General features: G+C 27.2%; 17 protein-coding genes and 1 other annotated feature. Of the genes, 15 read left to right on the top strand and 2 right to left on the bottom strand.

The genetic code is table 11. From position 1 onward, the window contains the following. The first annotated feature begins 11 nt into the window (after positions 1-11). From GFJ41_RS15670 to GFJ41_RS15650, 5 genes are all read left to right on the top strand, one after another. The gene (locus tag GFJ41_RS15670) at positions 12-1,160 is read left to right on the top strand and encodes a toxic anion resistance protein (protein ID WP_170075820.1); all 1,149 of its coding nucleotides are present in this window, start codon (positions 12-14) and stop codon (positions 1,158-1,160) included. A 134-nt stretch (positions 1,161-1,294) separates the two neighbouring features. Continuing rightward, entirely contained in the window at positions 1,295-2,044 is a 750-nt protein-coding gene (locus GFJ41_RS15665; protein ID WP_021428014.1) for an MBL fold metallo-hydrolase, read from the top strand. Positions 2,045-2,120: 76 nt separating this feature from the next. Further along, entirely contained in the window at positions 2,121-2,774 is a 654-nt protein-coding gene (locus GFJ41_RS15660; protein WP_170075819.1) for an NAD(P)H-dependent oxidoreductase, read from the top strand. A 343-nt stretch (positions 2,775-3,117) separates the two neighbouring features. Continuing rightward, positions 3,118-3,564 carry a MarR family winged helix-turn-helix transcriptional regulator gene (locus GFJ41_RS15655; protein WP_035118245.1) on the top strand — a complete coding sequence of 149 codons (447 nt, stop codon included), beginning with the start codon at positions 3,118-3,120 and terminating at the stop codon, positions 3,562-3,564. A 49-nt stretch (positions 3,565-3,613) separates the two neighbouring features. After that, complete coding sequence (locus GFJ41_RS15650) at positions 3,614-4,372, top strand: nitroreductase family protein (RefSeq protein WP_170075818.1); 759 nt, start codon at positions 3,614-3,616, stop codon at positions 4,370-4,372. A gap of 258 nt (positions 4,373-4,630) precedes the next feature. On the opposite strand, the gene GFJ41_RS15645 is transcribed toward GFJ41_RS15650, so the two are convergent. Next, complete coding sequence (locus GFJ41_RS15645) at positions 4,631-5,053, bottom strand: MerR family transcriptional regulator (RefSeq protein ID WP_170075817.1); 423 nt, start codon at positions 5,051-5,053, stop codon at positions 4,631-4,633. A gap of 335 nt (positions 5,054-5,388) precedes the next feature. Between GFJ41_RS15645 and GFJ41_RS15640 the strand changes: the two genes are divergently transcribed. The 6 genes from GFJ41_RS15640 to GFJ41_RS15615 all read left to right on the top strand — a co-directional run bounded on the left by GFJ41_RS15640 (position 5,389) and on the right by GFJ41_RS15615 (position 12,103). Then, on the top strand, positions 5,389-6,234 hold the full coding sequence (locus GFJ41_RS15640; RefSeq protein WP_170075816.1) for an aldo/keto reductase: 846 nt from the start codon (positions 5,389-5,391) through the stop codon (positions 6,232-6,234). A gap of 96 nt (positions 6,235-6,330) precedes the next feature. Then, positions 6,331-6,966, top strand: a complete 636-nt coding sequence (locus GFJ41_RS15635) for a flavodoxin family protein (protein WP_170075815.1) — start codon at positions 6,331-6,333, stop codon at positions 6,964-6,966. Positions 6,967-7,242: 276 nt separating this feature from the next. Next, positions 7,243-7,755: a DUF3189 family protein gene (locus GFJ41_RS15630; protein WP_170075814.1), complete on the top strand. Its 513-nt coding sequence runs from the start codon at positions 7,243-7,245 to the stop codon at positions 7,753-7,755. 249 nt (positions 7,756-8,004) lie between these two features. Beyond that, positions 8,005-8,757 carry a hypothetical protein gene (locus GFJ41_RS15625; protein ID WP_035118234.1) on the top strand — a complete coding sequence of 251 codons (753 nt, stop codon included), beginning with the start codon at positions 8,005-8,007 and terminating at the stop codon, positions 8,755-8,757. Positions 8,758-9,469: 712 nt separating this feature from the next. Further along, positions 9,470-10,996: a M4 family metallopeptidase gene (locus tag GFJ41_RS15620; protein ID WP_035118233.1), complete on the top strand. Its 1,527-nt coding sequence runs from the start codon at positions 9,470-9,472 to the stop codon at positions 10,994-10,996. Between the two features lie 139 nt (positions 10,997-11,135). After that, positions 11,136-11,391, top strand: a binding site (T-box leader). Between the two features lie 145 nt (positions 11,392-11,536). Further along, positions 11,537-12,103, top strand: a complete 567-nt coding sequence (locus GFJ41_RS15615) for a tryptophan transporter (RefSeq protein ID WP_170075813.1) — start codon at positions 11,537-11,539, stop codon at positions 12,101-12,103. 69 nt (positions 12,104-12,172) lie between these two features. Here GFJ41_RS15615 and GFJ41_RS15610 read toward each other — a convergent pair whose 3' ends face one another. Next, the gene (locus GFJ41_RS15610) at positions 12,173-13,552 is read right to left on the bottom strand and encodes a GntP family permease (protein WP_170075812.1); all 1,380 of its coding nucleotides are present in this window, start codon (positions 13,550-13,552) and stop codon (positions 12,173-12,175) included. A 410-nt stretch (positions 13,553-13,962) separates the two neighbouring features. Between GFJ41_RS15610 and GFJ41_RS15605 the strand changes: the two genes are divergently transcribed. From GFJ41_RS15605 to GFJ41_RS15590, 4 genes are all read left to right on the top strand, one after another. Further along, positions 13,963-15,258: a WD40/YVTN/BNR-like repeat-containing protein gene (locus GFJ41_RS15605; protein ID WP_226890275.1), complete on the top strand. Its 1,296-nt coding sequence runs from the start codon at positions 13,963-13,965 to the stop codon at positions 15,256-15,258. 226 nt (positions 15,259-15,484) lie between these two features. Further along, complete coding sequence (locus GFJ41_RS15600) at positions 15,485-15,841, top strand: phage holin family protein (protein ID WP_035118225.1); 357 nt, start codon at positions 15,485-15,487, stop codon at positions 15,839-15,841. 157 nt (positions 15,842-15,998) lie between these two features. Continuing rightward, positions 15,999-16,439, top strand: coding sequence for a MarR family winged helix-turn-helix transcriptional regulator (locus tag GFJ41_RS15595; RefSeq protein WP_035118223.1), 441 nt, complete (start codon positions 15,999-16,001; stop codon positions 16,437-16,439). 16 nt (positions 16,440-16,455) lie between these two features. Then, positions 16,456-17,817 carry an MATE family efflux transporter gene (locus GFJ41_RS15590; RefSeq protein ID WP_170075810.1) on the top strand — a complete coding sequence of 454 codons (1,362 nt, stop codon included), beginning with the start codon at positions 16,456-16,458 and terminating at the stop codon, positions 17,815-17,817. The last annotated feature ends 1 nt before the right edge of the window (position 17,818 follow it).

Genomic DNA, 17,818 nt, shown 5'->3' with positions numbered 1-17,818 from the left:
AGGTATTAAGAATGAGTGATGAATTTAAAGAACAATCTATTGATATAAAGCCAGAATTAACTTTTGAACCATTTCAAGAGGAAATTATTGATTTAAAAGTAAAAGAAGAAAAAATAGAAGAGAAAATAGTTGATGAAATGCAACTTACAGAAGAAGAACAAAAAATGGTTGATCAATTTGTAGATAAAATACAGATAAATAACTCAAATTCTATTTTACAATATGGAGCGGGTGCTCAAAAGAAAATTTCTGATTTTTCACAGTCAGCATTAAATAATGTAAAGACAAAAGATTTAGGTGAAATTGGAGAGATATTATCTAGTGTAGTTCATGAATTAAAGACATTTGAAGAATCTGAAGAGAAAAAAGGAATTTTAGGTTTCTTTAAAAAAGGTAAGGATAAGATTTCCTACATGAAAATAAAATATGAGAGTGTAGACAACAATATAGGGAAAATGTGCAATATTCTTGAGGCTCATCAAATACAGCTTTTAAAAGATATTGCTATGTTAGACAAGATGTATGAAATAAATAAAGCATATTTTAAAGAGCTTTATATGTATATATTAGCGGGTAAAAAGAAGCTTCAAAAATTAGAAAAAGAAGAACTTCCTAAACTACAGGAAAAAGCAAGAACTAGTGGTAATCCTCAGGATGCTCAGGAATTAAATGATTTTGTTGCTCTTTGTAATAGATTTGAAAAGAAAATTCATGATTTGGAATTAACTAAAATGATTTCTTTACAAATGGCTCCTCAAATTCGTTTAATTCAAAATAATGATTCATTAATGTCTGAAAAAATACAATCTACAATTATAAATACTATTCCACTTTGGAAAAATCAAATGGTTTTAGCGCTTGGGGTTGCTCATGCTGCTAATGCTGCAAGAGTCCAAAGAGAAGTAACAGATATGACAAATGAACTTTTACGAAAAAATGCAGAAATATTAAAAACTTCAACTATAGAGACTGCAAAAGAATCTGAAAGAGGAATTGTTGATATTGAAACGCTTAGAGCTACAAATGAGTCGTTAATTTCAACTCTTGATGAAATACTTAATATACAAACAGAAGGACGTCAAAAACGTAGAGAAGCAGAAGCAGAATTAATAAGTATTGAAAATCAATTAAAAAATAAACTTATAGAATTTAAATATTAATATAAGCCGTATCACAAGTAAGTGATGCGGTTTTATTTTTTTGTGAAAATTATAATTGACATATTAAAAAAATGCGAATATAATAATCGTATAAGATTAATCGCATACGATAAAAAGAATGGAGGAATTTAAAAATGAAAATAATAGCATTAGAATTTTATAAAAATGGATTTATGAAAGAAGCACTTGCATTTGGAGGATCAGTTGAAAAAGAAAAAATAGATCCAAATAAAAATTACGAATCAAGTTTACAAAATTATTTAATAGATACTGGAAAAGAAGTTATATTAGTGGATACAGGAGTACCAGTTGAGACAAAAGATGTAGAACCAAAACCTGAACAAATGATATACACTGGTGAAAAAGTTAATAATTTTGTAGATGCATTAAAAAAAGCAGGATATGAACCAAAAGATATAGATAAAGTTATAGTTACACATAAACATCAAGACCATACAGGAGAACTTAGATTATTTGATGATTCTAAAATATATATATCAGAAATAGAAGCTCAAGCAATGGACTTAAAGGGTAACAATATAGTAAGAGTTAACTTTGAAGATGGAGAGTACAAAAACTTTAAAGAAAGTCAAAAAATTACTGACAACATATTCATGCTACCTGCGTATGGACATACAAAAGGGAATTCTATAGTAGTAGCAGAGTTTGGAGGATTACACTATATGTTCCATGGTGATGTAACTTATACAGATGAAGCACTTAGACAAAATGCATTATCAGTAGTGTTTGAAGATAAAGAGTTAGCAAAACAAACTTTAAATAATGTTAGAGAATTTGTAAAAGAAAACAAGACTGTATATTTATCAACTCATACACCTGAAGCTCTAATATCATTAAAAGAAAATAAAGTTATGGAACTTTAGAGAGGTATATATAAATATAATCAAGAATCATATAGAGGATATAAAACTATATAAGGTAAAAACAGGAGGTATTAAAATGAATAAAAAAGAGGTACTAGATGTTTTAAATTTTAGACACGCATGCAAAGAATTTGATTCTAATAAGAAAATAACTCAAGATGAATTTGAAGTAATACTTGAAGCAGGAAGACTTTCTCCAAGTTCTATGGGAATCGAACCTTGGAAATTCTTAGTTATAGAAAACCAAGAATTAAAAAATGAATTAGGGGAAGTTTGTTGGGGTGGAAAAACACAAATGCCAACATGTAGCCACTTAGTAGTATATTTAGGGAGAACTACCAAAGAATTAAGATTTGATTCAAACTATATAGATTATTTATTAAAAGACGTTAAACATTTACCAGAAGATATTGCTAATAAGTATAAAGGTATAATGAAATCTATAGAGGAAATTAGATTTAGAGATGATAAAGATTTAGAAAATTATTCTTCAGAACAAGTTCATATTGCATTAGCTAATATGATGAGTGTAGCAGCTATGCAAGGAATAGACTCTTGCGCTATTGGTGGTATAGATCACAATAAAGTAGAAAAAATACTAGTGGATAGAGGATTATTAGACACAGACAAGTTCAATATTGTATTATGTGCTGCATTTGGATATAGAGTTAATAATCCAGAAGAAAAACTAAGACAATCAATGGATCAAGTAGTTGATTGGGTAAAATAATATATTTTATAAAAATAATAAAGCTAGATGGATTAAAAAATACTTCATCTAGCTTACTTGTTTCTATATAAATTTAATAACAAAAGTTGAAAATAATGTACTGAAAATTTATAAAAACATTATGAATCAGTACTATAAAATTATTTGATACATACTGGAAAAGAAGTTATACTAGTGGATACAGGAGTGCCAGTTGAGGCAAAATATATAGAGTATCATAATTTATAAAATTAGACTGTATATTTATCAATTTACAGTTCACAAAGTATAACTTCACTAAAAGAAAAGAGAGTGATGAAGTTATAAAAATAAAAAATAGTATAGTTTTTTAGGAGGATGTACCATGCACGAAAATTTAAAATTAGAAAATCAACTTTGTTTTAAAATATACTCAGTATCTAAGAGTATAGTTAGAATATATGGACCTTTATTAAAAGAGATAGATTTAACATATCCACAGTATCTAACTATGATGGTTCTGTGGGAACATAAAAAATTACCTTTTAAAGAAATAAGTTCTAAGTTAAAAATGAAGACTGGTACATTGACTCCTATTTTAAATAAGTTGGAAAGCAACGGATATTTAGAAAAAGTTAAAGATGAAAATGATGATAGAAAAATTTATATAGTTGTTACTAAAAAAGGATTAGAAATTGAAGTCAAGGCAAAAGATATTCCAAGAAGAATAGCAGAAAATCTTAATTTAGCAGAAGAGGACTATATAAAATATCTTCATGAGTTTGATGGGTTAGTAAAAAAATTAGATTGTATAGAAAAATATATTAAATAGATAAATGTAAATAAGTATTATTATATTACTTATACAGAGGTGGTCAAAAATGGAATTTAATAAAAATTGGATAGATGCTGTAAACTATAGAACCTCAAGAAGAGCATATATAAATAAGCAATTAGAAATAAAAGATATAAATAAATTAAAAGAATTAATTTATAAAATAAATGAAGAAACTGGATTGAATTTTCAATTTATAGAAGATTGTTCAAAGTTATTCAAAGGATTTTCAGCATCATATGGATTAATAAAAGGATTAAATTCATGTATAGCTTTAGTAGGAAATAAAAATATAGATAATTATAAAACTAAAGTTGGATATTATGGAGAAATGTTAGTACTAGAATCAACTTATATGAATTTAGGAACTTGTTGGATAGGTGGAACTTACGATAAAAATGAATGTAAAAAATATATAGATATAAATCAAGATGAAGAGCTAATTTGTGTGATAGCAGTGGGTGAAGTTTTAGAAGATAAGAGTATAAGAGAAAAATTAATTTCTAAAATGAATAAAAGTAAAAAATCATTTGATCAAGTATTACTAGAAAAAGACACTGACTTATTACCAAGTTGGATAAAGGAAGGCATTGAGTTTATAATAAAAGCACCTTCTGCATTAAATAAGCAGCCAGTAGGCTATTCTTTTTTAGATAATGAAGTAAAGGCTTATAAAGTATCAAATAAGTATGGATATGAAGATATTGATTTAGGAATATCTATGTTACACTTTGAGTTAGGTGCAAAAAGTCAAAATCATAGTGGTAATTGGAACTATATAAATGGTGAAAAAATTTATATATAAGATTAAAAAATTTAAGTAAATAAAAACATCGGGAAAAACGAATTTTAAATATATAGGATAATTATCATAAAGTTAGATTAAGTAAAAATACTTCATCCAGTTTGTTTTGTTTTCAAATAACTAGGAAGATGTAATAATATATTTAGTAAAGGAAGGGTCGTACGAATAAGACGAATACCCTTCCTTTTTTCTGCTTTAAGATTTAATTGTATTTGATTTAAACTTGTAATATAAAATTGAAAATTTATATATTTAAGCTTAAAATTGTGAATCATTATCTGTATATTCGCAACAAGTTGGAATTGGGGAGTTTGTATCATATGCCTCGCAAGCATCATGGTAATAATCAAGCTTTCGGTCAATTAGACGAAGATATCTTTTTAAATTTTCTATTTGGTTTAAAATATCTTCTTTATGGTTTCCTAACATATTGTTACGGTCATGAAGGGTATTATTACCTTCATTTTGCCAATCTATAAATTGTTTTATTTCCTTAATGGGCATTCCCGTATTTTTAAGACAGCATATAAGAGAAAGCATTTCCATATCGTCTTTAGTAAAAATACGCTTACCTGATTTATCTCTTTTAACATTAGAGAGCAATCCTTCACGATCATAATATCTTAATGTATATGTTGTTAAATTCATTTTTTTAGCAGCTTGTGCTATAGAATAGTTCATACTTATCACCTCAAGTAGTTTTTATATATTATATAACTTACACTTAAATCTAAGTCAAGGATGATTATGCAAATTATTAAGTTTAAAATTTCATTTATTGTAGAGTTATATAAAATGCTATGAATTTATAAATATAAAATTTTTTTATATATGCTATTGACTTAGAGTTAAGTGTAGGGTCTATACTTGCATTGTAGCAAAGAAACAAGTGAAAAATATTCCATGTTAATGGCATATACACTTTATATAAGAAAAGAGAAAGTATTTGTTCTTGTAAAAGGATAACATAATTGGATTAAATTTATAAAAAATAAACCTGAAAGGAAAATAATAACATGAACGAAAAATTTTATTTATTAAACAATAATTATAAGATTCCAAATATAGGATTTGGTACATTTCGTACACCTAGTGGAGAAGAAACAGAGAAATCTGTGATAGATGCAATTAAATCAGGATATAGACATATTGACTGCGCTGCTGCTTATGGAAATGAAAAAAGTGTTGGGGAAGCTATACGTAAATCTGGTGTAGCACGAGAAGAATTATTTATAACAAGTAAACTATGGAATGATGACAAAGGATATGAAAATACTTTAGCAGCATTTAATAGAACATTAGAGGATTTACAACTTGACTATTTAGATTTATATCTTATTCACTGGCCTATTGCAAAGGCATCAAAAAATAACTGGCAGGAGGCAAACAGTGAGAGTTGGAGAGCTTTAGAAAAGCTTTATAAACAGGGTAAAGTTAAAGCAATTGGAGTTAGTAATTTCCTTGGGCATCACCTAGATCCATTGCTAAAAACTGCTAAGATTAAACCAATGGTAAACCAAATAGAGATCCATCCTGGAATGTTGCAGGAAGAAACTGTAAAGTTTTGTGAGGGAAATAATATTTTAGTTGAGGCATGGGCTCCATTTTCAAATGGCCAGATTTTTAATAATCCAGTGTTAAAGGAAATTGCAGATCAGTATAAAAAATCTGTGGCTCAGATTAGTTTACGTTGGATTATTCAAAAAGGTATCATACCATTACCAAAGTCTGTTACACCAGAGAGGATTAAAAATAATCTTGATATATTTGACTTTGAAATTAAAGCACAAGATGTTGAGAAAATTGATAGGTTAACTGATTGTGGAAGTTCAGGGCTTCATCCTGATGAAGTGGACTTCTAAAGTTATCTGATAGTATAAGATATTATTAATAATAAAGGTATGTAGGATTTAAATATAATAATTATATAGAAATACTTATTGACTGGAGGTAAATATATGAAAGTAGTTGCATTTAACGGAAGTCCTAATAAAAAGGGAAATACTTATAATTCTATAGAAACTGTTGCAGCAGAACTAGAAAAGGAAGGAATAGAAGTAGAAATTATTCACGTAGGAAATAAATTAGTACGTGGATGTCTAGCTTGTGGTGGATGTTCAAGAAATCAAAATGAAAGATGTGTTATAGAAACTGATGGGGTAAATGAATGGATTCAAAAAATGAAAGAAGCTGATGGAATAATTCTAGGCTCACCAGTTTATTATTCGGCAATAGCTGGTACTATGAAATCATTTTTAGATCGTGCATTTTTTGTAGCCTCTTCAAATGGAGGAATGTTTAGACATAAAATAGGAGCAAGTGTAGTAGCAGTGAGAAGATCAGGAGGAATACCTGTATTTGATCAATTAAATAATTACATTAATTACTCAGAAATGATAATGCCTACATCTAATTATTGGAATGTAGCTTATGGAACTGAGCCTGGAGAAGTAACTCAAGATGAAGAAGGTATGCAAATAATGAGAGTACTTGGTAAGAATATGTCTTGGATGATGAAGGTATTTGAAGCCGGAAAATCTCAAATTAAAGAAAATGAAAAAGAAGATAAGGTATTTACAAACTTTATAAGATAGATAAAAAAGGCCGTATCAAAATAATAGATACGGTCTTTTAATATTTATTAAAAAATAGTTTCCAGTAAAATAATTTTATAGCACCTTCAAATTTCAAGTTAAAGTTATTGGGAGATTATGTTAGAGTTTTAAAAAAAGAAGTTGTATATGGATGAGTATTAGTAAAGGTGTTTAAGAACATTAAAAAAATTATTTATATACTGTATAAAATTAACATTTAATCCACATACTACTTTTATTGAAATAGAGTAGAAAATAAGAAAATAGGTGATTTTAATGATATACATATATAATTGTTACGGAGGAACTCATTCCTCTATAATTGCAGTTGCGTATCACTTAGAGATGTTAGATGAGAATCGAGAACCAACTAAGGAGGAAATATTGAATTTACCTAACTTTAATAAGTTGGTATATGGAAATCGTGGAGAACTTTTTCACTATGGAAGTGATAAAGATGGAAATGAAGTTTATGCTATGGGAAGAGGGCGTTCTAAGATTTTAATTCCTGGATTATATAATTTAGCATCTATGCTACATAAACAAAATTTATTAAACGAAAAAATAATATTTTCTAACACTTCACCAACAGTTCCATTACCAATGACACTTGGAGGGTTATTCTCCAGATGGCTAAAAATTGATTTTATAGGAGTTCCTTTACTTATAAAGGGAGTAAAAAAATCATATAAAGATGTTATACAACTTGTAAATGATACAAAGAGTATAGCAAATGAAGATAAAGAAACTGTAATTATTTTAGATAATAAAGATATGAAGAAAAAATAGCTTTAATCCGAATTTAAAGGATTAGAGCTATTTTTATATGAAAAATATTTGTAAATATTAAAATGAATTTAAACTTTTTTAATTTAATAAAATTTGTATAATTATTGTTAAAAAGCTTAATAACATAAATAAACTATAGATATTTTATTAAACAAAATAATATATATAAACATTTATTAGTATAGTTCATACTATACTAATAAATGTTTATATTATGCGAAATATGTTTTTGTTGAGGAGTGAATAAGTATGAATATGGAAACTGCTATGATTGTAGACATACCCTTTAATACAGATACAAATCCGTTTTGGCCAGAATTTGATGATAGATTTATTGATGTGAAAAAACAATCAAAAACAAAAGAATGGATTGATTATCGAATAGAAATATTTATGAAATATACGGGAAAAAGTTTGATGAATCAAACTAATCAAGACTTTAAATGTGTGGTGAGATATGCAAAGGAAAGTGAAAATTTAATATTTGATGCATTATCTAAATATCCAAAACTTCCTGAAAATATAATTTTTACAGATGATGGAGATAGTTATATAGAAAAATTAATAGATGTATATAAATATATTTATCATATTAGGATCGATAGTGATAATATGTTTTCTAGTAATTATATAGAAGAATTAAGTAAGGTTAAATATTATGAAGAACTACAATGTATATTAAGTCAAAATGGATATTTATACGATTCAAATGAGAATAGATTAGCTGATATGTTCCACACATCTCCTTCAGTTTATGCACTTGTATATACAGTAGATGATTTTATATGTGGATTCCAACATCGATTAGAAAATAGTCATTGGGGTGCTGTTAAACTAGTGAAAGAAGTGATTGAAAGTCATAGCTATGCGTTAATTACTCATAAAAAAAATATTGATAATAATTTTGATCTTATACTTGAAGTAGGATATCCGCTTATAAGGACGAAAGAAATGTTTGGAGAAGAAAAAGAAATAGTTTTAAAAGAGTTTAATTTAATATAAAAATTTTAAGTATTTAAAGTAGAAGGCTAGTTATCAAATAATAATAACTCTTCTACTTTTTAAATTTTTAATAGTATATATATAATTTGAACAATAGTAATTAAATCAACCAATAAATTGGTAATTTTAAAATGAAAATTGACTCCACCCTTAGGGTCGAGTTTATAATAAATTTATGAAGGGTGAAGATGAAAAATTAAATTTTAATAGGGAATTTTGGAAAATTTAACAATTGATTTTAATGGCTTGTACTTAAGTGTATAAGCCATTTTCAGGTTAACTATCTATATCAAAAGTTAGTAATCTAAATACTTTTTTTCTGGAAATAGTTGACAATCTAACTATACGTATATAATATCTATATTGAAAGAAAGAACATAATTATGTTAAAGTAAGAACCAAAATTTTGTATACAAAATCATTTTCAAAAAGAAACAAATCTTTTATTTTCAATTTTTTACCAATAAAAATAGATAATTTTTTAAGTATTAATTTGTTGTTTATATAATAAATATAGACAATATTTATATTATTTTTTTATAAACTGTATTCTAAAAACATTCCTCTTAAATTTTTACAAAAACAAAAACTTCAAAATTGACAGTCTGAAGGCTTAACTGATATTTTTTATGCATTAATTTAATGTTATTTAAGTTAGGGTTAAAATTTTCAAAAGTATTAATTAAAAATTTAACAAGGGAGATGGGTTTTAATGTTTAAAAGAAATTTAGCTATTTTAACAATTGCAGGGTTATCATGCGGGTTTTTAGCACCTACAGTAAGTTTTGCAGATAGTCAAACTAAGGAAGAATTGCCTCAAGCTTACAATGTTACAGCAGATAAAGATTTAAAAGATGTATTAAAAAATGTATCTGAAGATTACAAAGTAAAAGAAAATGCAGATCAATATGAATTAGTTAAAAAAGAAAAAGACGACTTAGGATTTACTCACTATACTCTAAAACCTAAAGCTGATGGTTATTTTGCAGAAAAAGCTGAGGTTAAGATACACACAGATAAAGATGGAAAAGTTGTTTTTGTAAATGGGGATTTAGATCAAGGTAAATTGGAAGTTAAAAATGAAACTAAAATAGATAAAGATAAAGCTATTGAGTTAGCTTTTAAATCAATAGAAAAATCACGTGATGAAGTTAAAAACTTATCAGGTGAAGATACAATCCAAGATGCTAAAATTGTTGTTGATGAAAAAACTAATAGAGCTGTATATGCTTTAGATTTATCATATTCTGTTCCAGAGCCTGCTCATTGGTTAATTAAAGTAGATGCAGAAAATGGTAGTATAGTTGAAAAACAAAATGTTTTAGAAGAAGCAACTCAAGCAACAGGTACTGGAATTGGATCAGATGGACAAGTTAAAAACTTAAATATAACTGAAGATAATGGTAAATATCAATTAGTGGATACTACTCATAAAGGTCAAATAATAACTAAAAGTTTCGAAGCTTTTAAAGGTGATACAACAGTTGGAAATATTATTACAAATATAAAAAATTTCTTCGATCAAGATAAAGCAGCTGTAGATGCTCACTATTTTACAAATCAAGTTTATAACTACTACAAAGATACTCATAATAGAGAGAGTTATGATGGAAATGGTGCAGATATAAATTCTTATGTTCATGTTCCTGAAGAGGATGGAAGTAGTATGAGTAATGCTTACTGGAATGGCGTAGAGATGAGTTATGGTGATGGAAATAAAACAACAGAAAATGCTTTTACAGCAGCGAATGACGTTGTTGCACATGAGATAACACATGGGGTTACATCATCATCAGCGGACTTAGTTTACCAATACCAACCAGGAGCATTAAATGAATCTTTCTCAGATGTATTTGGTTATTTTGTAGATAGTGATGACTGGCAAATGGGAGAAGATTTATATAAAACACCAGGTGAAGCTATAAGAGATTTACAAGATCCTACAAAACATGGACAACCAGCAAATATGAAAGACTATAAAAATTATAGTATATATTATGATAGAGGTGGAGTTCATATAAATAGTGGTATACCTAATAAAGCAGCATATAACACTATAACTAAAATAGGTAAAGAAAAATCAGAGAAAATATATTATAGAGCTCTTACTCAATACTTAACAAGACAATCACAATTTAAAGATGCTAAAAGTTCTTTAATTCAATCAGCAAAAGACCTTTATGGCGATCAAGTAGCTAATGATGTTAAAGCTGCATGGGATCAAGTTGGAGTAAAATAATCTAAGTCTTAAAATAAATTAGTAAACTTTTTAATATATTACTCATATAAATAAATCATATTAATTTATATATGAGTAGTTATTAAAAAATAAATTGACAAATAAAGTTGTATAGAATATTATTTTAAATAACTTTAATATAAATCCTAAGAAAAGGGATAGTAGCTAAATTTAGGTTCAATATAGAGAGCTGAGGGTGGTGGAATCTTGGCAAGAAGTGATTTAGTGAATGGGCCTTTGAGGAGTAAATTGAAATCATGAGTATGTGAGAGTAGACTTTACCGTGTGTCGCACGTTATAGCGAATAGGGTATGATAGTACCTGAAATTGAGTGATGTACAAATGATTTTTTGTACGTAAATTAGGTGGCAACGCGGATAGACTCCGTCCTATTAATATAGGACGGAGTTTTTTAATTCAAAAAATTAAAGGGGGTGATAAATATGATGTGAACAGGTATCTCAAAAGACAGCGATTTATATCATTGGAAATTTACAATGAAAAATAATAACTATTTAAAAAAACTAGGAGGACATAATTATGAAAACAAATACAAGAAAATTAGTTTTAAATTCTCTACTATTAGCGATTGGGCTACTATTGCATCAAATAACACCAACTATCGGATTGCCAATTCAGCCAGATATGACATTAATAATGTTATTTACTATAATAATTTTAAATAAAGACGATTATAAAACTTCACTTATATGTGGAGTTATAACTGGAATTTTTACAGCATTGACTACAAAGTTTCCTGGAGGACAATTGCCGAATATATTAGATAAAGTTATTACAACAAACACAATATATGTTTTAGTATTTATTATGTATAAGTTCCCATTTATAAAAAAATTTAAAGAAAAAACTCAAGACTTTATAATATCTTTAATAATATTGCCAATAGGAACATTAGTAAGTGGAACAACTTTTTTATTATCTGCATTAATTTTAGTAGGATTACCTGGGACGTTCAAATCATTATTTTTAGTAGCAGTAGTTCCTGCAGTTTTAATTAATTTAGTCTGTGGATTGTTTTTAATAAAGGTAGTAAGTATTTCTGTAAAAAGGATAGGATACAAGGATTTAAAAAGTATAAGTAGATAAGCTTTTTAATGTGAAAAAATTTTTATATAAGAAGAGATGTTTTAAAAGTAATAATCTCTTCTTATATAATTAAACTGCAAATTTAAGAGAAATTAATGTTACAACTATAGCGGTTGTTAAAATAGGTATAACAACAGAAGTAACAAAAATATCTTTATAAGATTCTTTGTGAGTTAATCCACAAATAGCAAGTGTGGTAATTACAGCTCCATTGTGAGGTAGGGTATCTAATCCACCAGAAGAAAGAGAAGCTATTCTATGGAGAATTTCAGGAGAAATATTTAAAGCATGACTCATTTGTAAATAAGTAGGTGCAAGAGCATCGAGGGATATTCCAAGTCCTCCTGAAGCTGAAGCTGTAAGTCCACAAATCAAGTTTACTGATAAAGCTTCTGATATTATTGGATTTGATGAAATACCAAAAATAAATGTTTGAATAACACTAAATACTGCCAATGATTTTATAACACTTCCATATCCAACAATTGCACTTGAATTAAGAAGTGGTCTGAAGGAATTAGAAACACCTATATCTAGAACTGATTTTAAATTTTTTATGTTTTTGTAGTTAGTTAATATTATAAATAAATCAGCTAGTACTATTGCAATTATAACACTCCAAGTTCCAGAAACATTACTTAAAGTAGTATTAAAACTACTTAAATATTCTCCATTTATATTTTCATAATAAACTTTTGAAAAGAATAAATTAGTAATAAAAATTATAATTATAGGGGTAACGGCTCTAAATATATTAGGTAAATTTTCATAATTTTCATCGATAGAACTATCATTATGCTTGCCGTAACCTTCATTATTTTTTCTAGCAGATTTAACACGCTTAGTAAGCCATAACATTCCCAGTGTTAGCATTAAGACACTTGCAAAAATTCCTATAATAGGGGCTGCGAATGTATCTGTACCAAAGTATTTCATGGGTATAACATTTTGAATTTCTGGAGAGCCAGGCATAGCTGTCATTGTAAAAGTAAATGCACCAAGGGCTATAGTTCCAGGAATAAGCCTTTTAGGAATATCAGCTTCTTTAAATAACATAGATGCAATTGGATAAAGTATAAATGCAACAACAAATAATGAAACCCCTCCATATGTAAGAAGTGATCCAGATAGAACAACAGCTAATACAGATTTATTTTTTCCAAGTTTCTTAGTTATAAAATGAGCTATAGATTTTGCATATCCAGCTTCCTCCATTAATTTTGCAAAAATTGCACCGGTCATAAAAAGAGGGAAGTAGTTTTTTATAAAATTTGCAAACCCCACCATATATACTTCTGTATAATTTGCCATTAGATGGCTATCAAATCCTGTAGTAAGAATTATTGTTAATAGAGAAACTATTGGTGCAGTTATTATTGTTGAGTAACCTTTATAAGCAAGGTACATTATAATTATCAATGATAAAATTAATCCTAAGATGCTAAACATTATTAATCAATGTCATAAAAATTATGACAATCTCCTTTCGTTATTTTATAAGGTATATGAATACCTATTTATTTTACCCGGTAAAAAATATATAAAACATTAATAATAATGATAATGATTTCTAGTTTTAAAAATTAATCTAAAAAGCAACTTTTATACTCTATTAAGCCAATGTCATAAAATAAGGAAAATATAGTGCTATAATTTATATGCAAGATATATAAACAATTTACAAATTTTGATTAGGGGTGATTATTATATTTAGGGAAAATTTTAAAAAAATATTTATTTCTTTAATAACAAATCCAATATTGATACTTTTATATTGGGCATTTTGTTATGAATTATCTTCATTATGTATGTATGGAAGGATGAATAATAATATTTATATCTTTTTTATATGCCTATTATTGATAATATGTATAGTTTTATTTACTATATTTAAAGTCACAAAAAACAAATACTATAAATACAGTAAAACAATTAAATTTAAATACATTTTTATTATAATTATTTTAACTATAACATCATTTTACGGAGTTAAAATATACAAGAGCTCAGTAAATTATGGAGGAAAGTTATCTTGGGTTATAGAACGATTAAAAAGTGAAAGAAAAGTAAAGTTTGAAAAGAATAATATATATGAAGATGGTGTTGGAGGTATATTTGAAGACATTAATAAAAAATATAAACTGCCAAAAGAATTGTATATGTCAGATAACTTTTCATTAAAATTTAAACCAGATGGAACAATTACCTCTTTTGATACATTTATATATGGAAAAGATGATAAAGGGAAAGAAAAAAGTTATTTAATAAGCTATGATAAAAATAAGTCTAAGGATATTACATTAATTTTAAATGGTTATGCTAATCCTAAATATAACTATGATAAATTATTAAACCCATTAATCGAAACAGTTAAAGTTATTCCGGTTAAGGAGACTGTTGATAAGTGGAATCAAGGTAGTTATGGATTAGTTTACTATGGAAAAAGAAATTGGGGATATAATTCGGATGGAATTATTAATATCAATGAAAATGGAGAATTATCAGGTGTTGCGCAAACAGATTCTAAAATTGTGGGATATACTGTATCTTTGTTTACACCAGGTAACGAAGGTATAACTCCTGATAGATATAATTTAGTAAACAATTCAAGTTGGAGTAAATCATGTTTACTTCCTCAGCCAGAAGATTATGAGCAGGAATCGGGAGGATCAGATAAAAGTAAAGAAGAATTTTATCTAACGAAAGAAGTAGGCTATAAAGCTAATTTAGTAGATAAAGCATTAGGAAGTAGTTTATATTCACTTAGTAAGACCACAGATTCAGGTAAAATATGGGAAGTAATAAATGGAAATCCTTTTAATGGGACAATTGGAAGTATTGGAGGAATTAAGTTTATAAATGATAATATTGGATTTATAACTACAATAAGACCTTCTGGTACTGAGGGATCATTATATCGTACAGATGATGGAGGTGCATCCTTTAAGCCTGTAGAATATCCTATACAGGAAGTAACATTAGATAATGGAGGAGTTATAAAGCCATTTGATATGCCAGGCATACCTTATGAGAAGGATGGAGTTTTATATATGTCAATTGGACAAGGTCCAGATGGTGATTATAAAGGAAATACTGAAGCTCTTTATAAATCAAAAAATCAAGGTAAAACTTGGGAATTTGTGAATCTACATTAAAAAAGTAAATTATGAATTTAAGAAAAACGTACTTAGTAATGAGTACGTTTTTTATGCAAAAAAAATAAAATTTAAAAGATAAAAATTATATAAGGGATATTTTAAAATAGAGTGGTTAATATATGACTATAAAGTAGAAAACAAAAATAGCAGGAATTTAATTATTTATATCTACTTTATTATTTGTAAAAAATAAAAAATTACTTTATTTAAAGGAGTGACTTTTATGGTACATGAAAACGGTAATGATAGTAGCATAATGAGATGGCTAGGAAGATTCCTATTAGTTGCAGTTATTTTAGTTATAACATCATTTGTAACACCAGGATTTACAATACATGGGATATGGTCATTTTTATTAGCTGCTGTTGTAATTTCAGTATTAGACTATTTAGTAGAAATGTTTATGGGAGTAGACGCATCTCCTTTTGGAAAAGGAATAAAAGGATTTTTAATAGCAGCAATAATAATATATGCAGCTCAATTTTTAGTACCTAATATGGGTGTATCTATTATAGGTGCTTTATTAGCAGCTGTAGTTATAGGGATTTTAGACGCTATATTCCCTGCTAGAGCTATGTAAATAAAATATTAAAATAAAAAGCACTAACTACTGTAGTTAGTGCTTTTTATTTTAATATAAATAGTTTTAAATAAAACTTTTTGATTAAACGTTGTTTATGGTGGTATATAATAAAAAGTAAGATAGTTCTATTTAAAACTAAAAAAGGGGAGAACTTATGAAAAATTTAAATTTTATAGAAAACTTAATGATTATACACCATTTTACAAAAAATGTATTTAAATACTCAGCAATCAAAGAATTAGATTCTAATCTTAATGAAACACATGCAAAAATTTTATTGTTTGTTCATAAACATGAACACAAGCAGATGAGTAAAATTAATGAATTTATAGGAATTCAAAAAGGGGCATTCACAACATCCGTGGATATTTTAATTGATAACGGATATGTAGTAAAAGTTAAATCAAAAAAAGATAAGAGATTTACAAACTTAGAATTAACTCAAAAAGGTGAACAAATTGCAGTTGAGTTAGAAGGAAATTTATATAAAAGTATTAATGATATGTTTGATAATATGGAAAATGAAGAGAAAAAAGAAATAAATGAAGCTTTAAATACACTATCAAGATTTTGTATAAAAAATAGAAGAAAGTGACAAATAGGAGGACAAAATGGAAGATAAAAAAATTAGACTTTTAAGAGATGAAAAAGTTTCAAAAGCTATACTGAAATTATCAATACCTATGGTTATGGGGATGATGATTCAAGTTTTATATAATTTAGTTGATACTTACTTTATAGGGATGCTAAATGATGCAAATCAATTAGCGGCAGCAAATATATCTCTTCCTGTATTTATGATGCTTATGGCTATTGCAGGAATTATAGGATCAGGATCATCTTCATATATATCAAGATGTTTAGGAAATAAGGATTATGAAGAGGCGAATAAGACAATATCGATAGCAACTGGTATTTTGGTTATTATGAGTATAATCGTTATGATAGTTGGGATATTTATGTCTCCTAATATTGCAAAAGGATTAGGAGCAAACGATGCCACTTTCAATTACACTTATAAGTATATATTTATAATGTTTATTGGAGCAATTCCTGTTATGTGTAGTTATGCATTAGGTCAACTTTTAAGATCAGAAGGAAATATAATGCAATCTGTAATAGGTCTTACATTAGGAACTGTTGTAAATATAGTTTTAGATCCAGTTTTTATATTTGGACTTAAGATGGAGATAACTGGAGCTGCAATAGCAACTATAATAGGGCAAACATCAACTTTACTTTACTTTATGTATGCATTTTTAAAAGGAAAAACTACTTTAAAAATAAATTTAAAGAAATTTAAATACGATAAAAATATATTCAAAGAAATATTTACAATAGGAGTTCCTGCATCACTAAATCAAATGTTAATGGGTGTAGCAACTGTTATTGTAAATAATATAGCAGTAGGCTATGGAACATTAACTGTTGCAGGTATGGGAGTTGCTATGAAGATAATGACTATAGGAACATTTGTATTTATGGGATTCTCTGCTGGATGCCAACCATTAGTTGGTTATAATTATGGATGTAATAATATTCCTAGAGTTAAAGAGATTATTAAAAAAGGGATAATAATAACCTCTATAATAGGATTAAGTTTAGCTTTAATATTTGGGGTATTTGCTAATTCTTTAATAGGATTATTTACAAGTGAACCTGAGGTTATAAACAAAGGAGCTATAATACTTAGAGCTCTAATTATATCACTTCCTTTTGTAGGAGGTCAGATGATATCTACAACTTCAGCTCAATCTATGGGTAAAGTTGTTGTAGCATTTATATTATCTATATCAAGACAAGGATTATTATATATGCCTCTTTTAATTATATTAAACAAAGTGTTTGGATTCTCAGGATTTATTTATGCTCAACCTATAACTGATATGATTATGTTAACATTCTCAGCTATTTTATTATTTAAGGTGATGCCTAAAGAGAATAATAGTTACGAGTTAAAAGAAGAGCTTTAAT

Source organism: Paraclostridium dentum (assembly GCF_012922555.1).
Lineage (GTDB): Bacteria > Bacillota > Clostridia > Peptostreptococcales > Peptostreptococcaceae > Paraclostridium > Paraclostridium dentum.
The sequence above is the reverse complement of the archived record's forward strand: the minus strand, read 5'-3'. Positions and strand labels throughout refer to the sequence as shown.

What these genes read in the sequence shown, in the direction of transcription:
- GFJ41_RS15660 (WP_170075819.1), top strand. Translation starts at nt 2,121, where the DNA reads ATGAATAAAAAAGAGGTACTAGATGTTTTAAATTTTAGACACGCATGC.
- GFJ41_RS15635 (WP_170075815.1), top strand. Translation starts at nt 6,331, where the DNA reads ATGAAAGTAGTTGCATTTAACGGAAGTCCTAATAAAAAGGGAAATACT.
- GFJ41_RS15630 (WP_170075814.1), top strand. Translation starts at nt 7,243, where the DNA reads ATGATATACATATATAATTGTTACGGAGGAACTCATTCCTCTATAATT.
- GFJ41_RS15645 (WP_170075817.1), bottom strand. Translation starts at nt 5,053, where the DNA reads ATGAACTATTCTATAGCACAAGCTGCTAAAAAAATGAATTTAACAACA.
- GFJ41_RS15625 (WP_035118234.1), top strand. Translation starts at nt 8,005, where the DNA reads ATGAATATGGAAACTGCTATGATTGTAGACATACCCTTTAATACAGAT.
- GFJ41_RS15640 (WP_170075816.1), top strand. Translation starts at nt 5,389, where the DNA reads ATGAACGAAAAATTTTATTTATTAAACAATAATTATAAGATTCCAAAT.
- GFJ41_RS15600 (WP_035118225.1), top strand. Translation starts at nt 15,485, where the DNA reads ATGGTACATGAAAACGGTAATGATAGTAGCATAATGAGATGGCTAGGA.
- GFJ41_RS15670 (WP_170075820.1), top strand. Translation starts at nt 12, where the DNA reads ATGAGTGATGAATTTAAAGAACAATCTATTGATATAAAGCCAGAATTA.
- GFJ41_RS15610 (WP_170075812.1), bottom strand. Translation starts at nt 13,552, where the DNA reads ATGTTTAGCATCTTAGGATTAATTTTATCATTGATAATTATAATGTAC.
- GFJ41_RS15615 (WP_170075813.1), top strand. Translation starts at nt 11,537, where the DNA reads ATGAAAACAAATACAAGAAAATTAGTTTTAAATTCTCTACTATTAGCG.
- GFJ41_RS15620 (WP_035118233.1), top strand. Translation starts at nt 9,470, where the DNA reads ATGTTTAAAAGAAATTTAGCTATTTTAACAATTGCAGGGTTATCATGC.
- GFJ41_RS15650 (WP_170075818.1), top strand. Translation starts at nt 3,614, where the DNA reads ATGGAATTTAATAAAAATTGGATAGATGCTGTAAACTATAGAACCTCA.
- GFJ41_RS15665 (WP_021428014.1), top strand. Translation starts at nt 1,295, where the DNA reads ATGAAAATAATAGCATTAGAATTTTATAAAAATGGATTTATGAAAGAA.
- GFJ41_RS15655 (WP_035118245.1), top strand. Translation starts at nt 3,118, where the DNA reads ATGCACGAAAATTTAAAATTAGAAAATCAACTTTGTTTTAAAATATAC.
- GFJ41_RS15590 (WP_170075810.1), top strand. Translation starts at nt 16,456, where the DNA reads ATGGAAGATAAAAAAATTAGACTTTTAAGAGATGAAAAAGTTTCAAAA.
- GFJ41_RS15595 (WP_035118223.1), top strand. Translation starts at nt 15,999, where the DNA reads ATGAAAAATTTAAATTTTATAGAAAACTTAATGATTATACACCATTTT.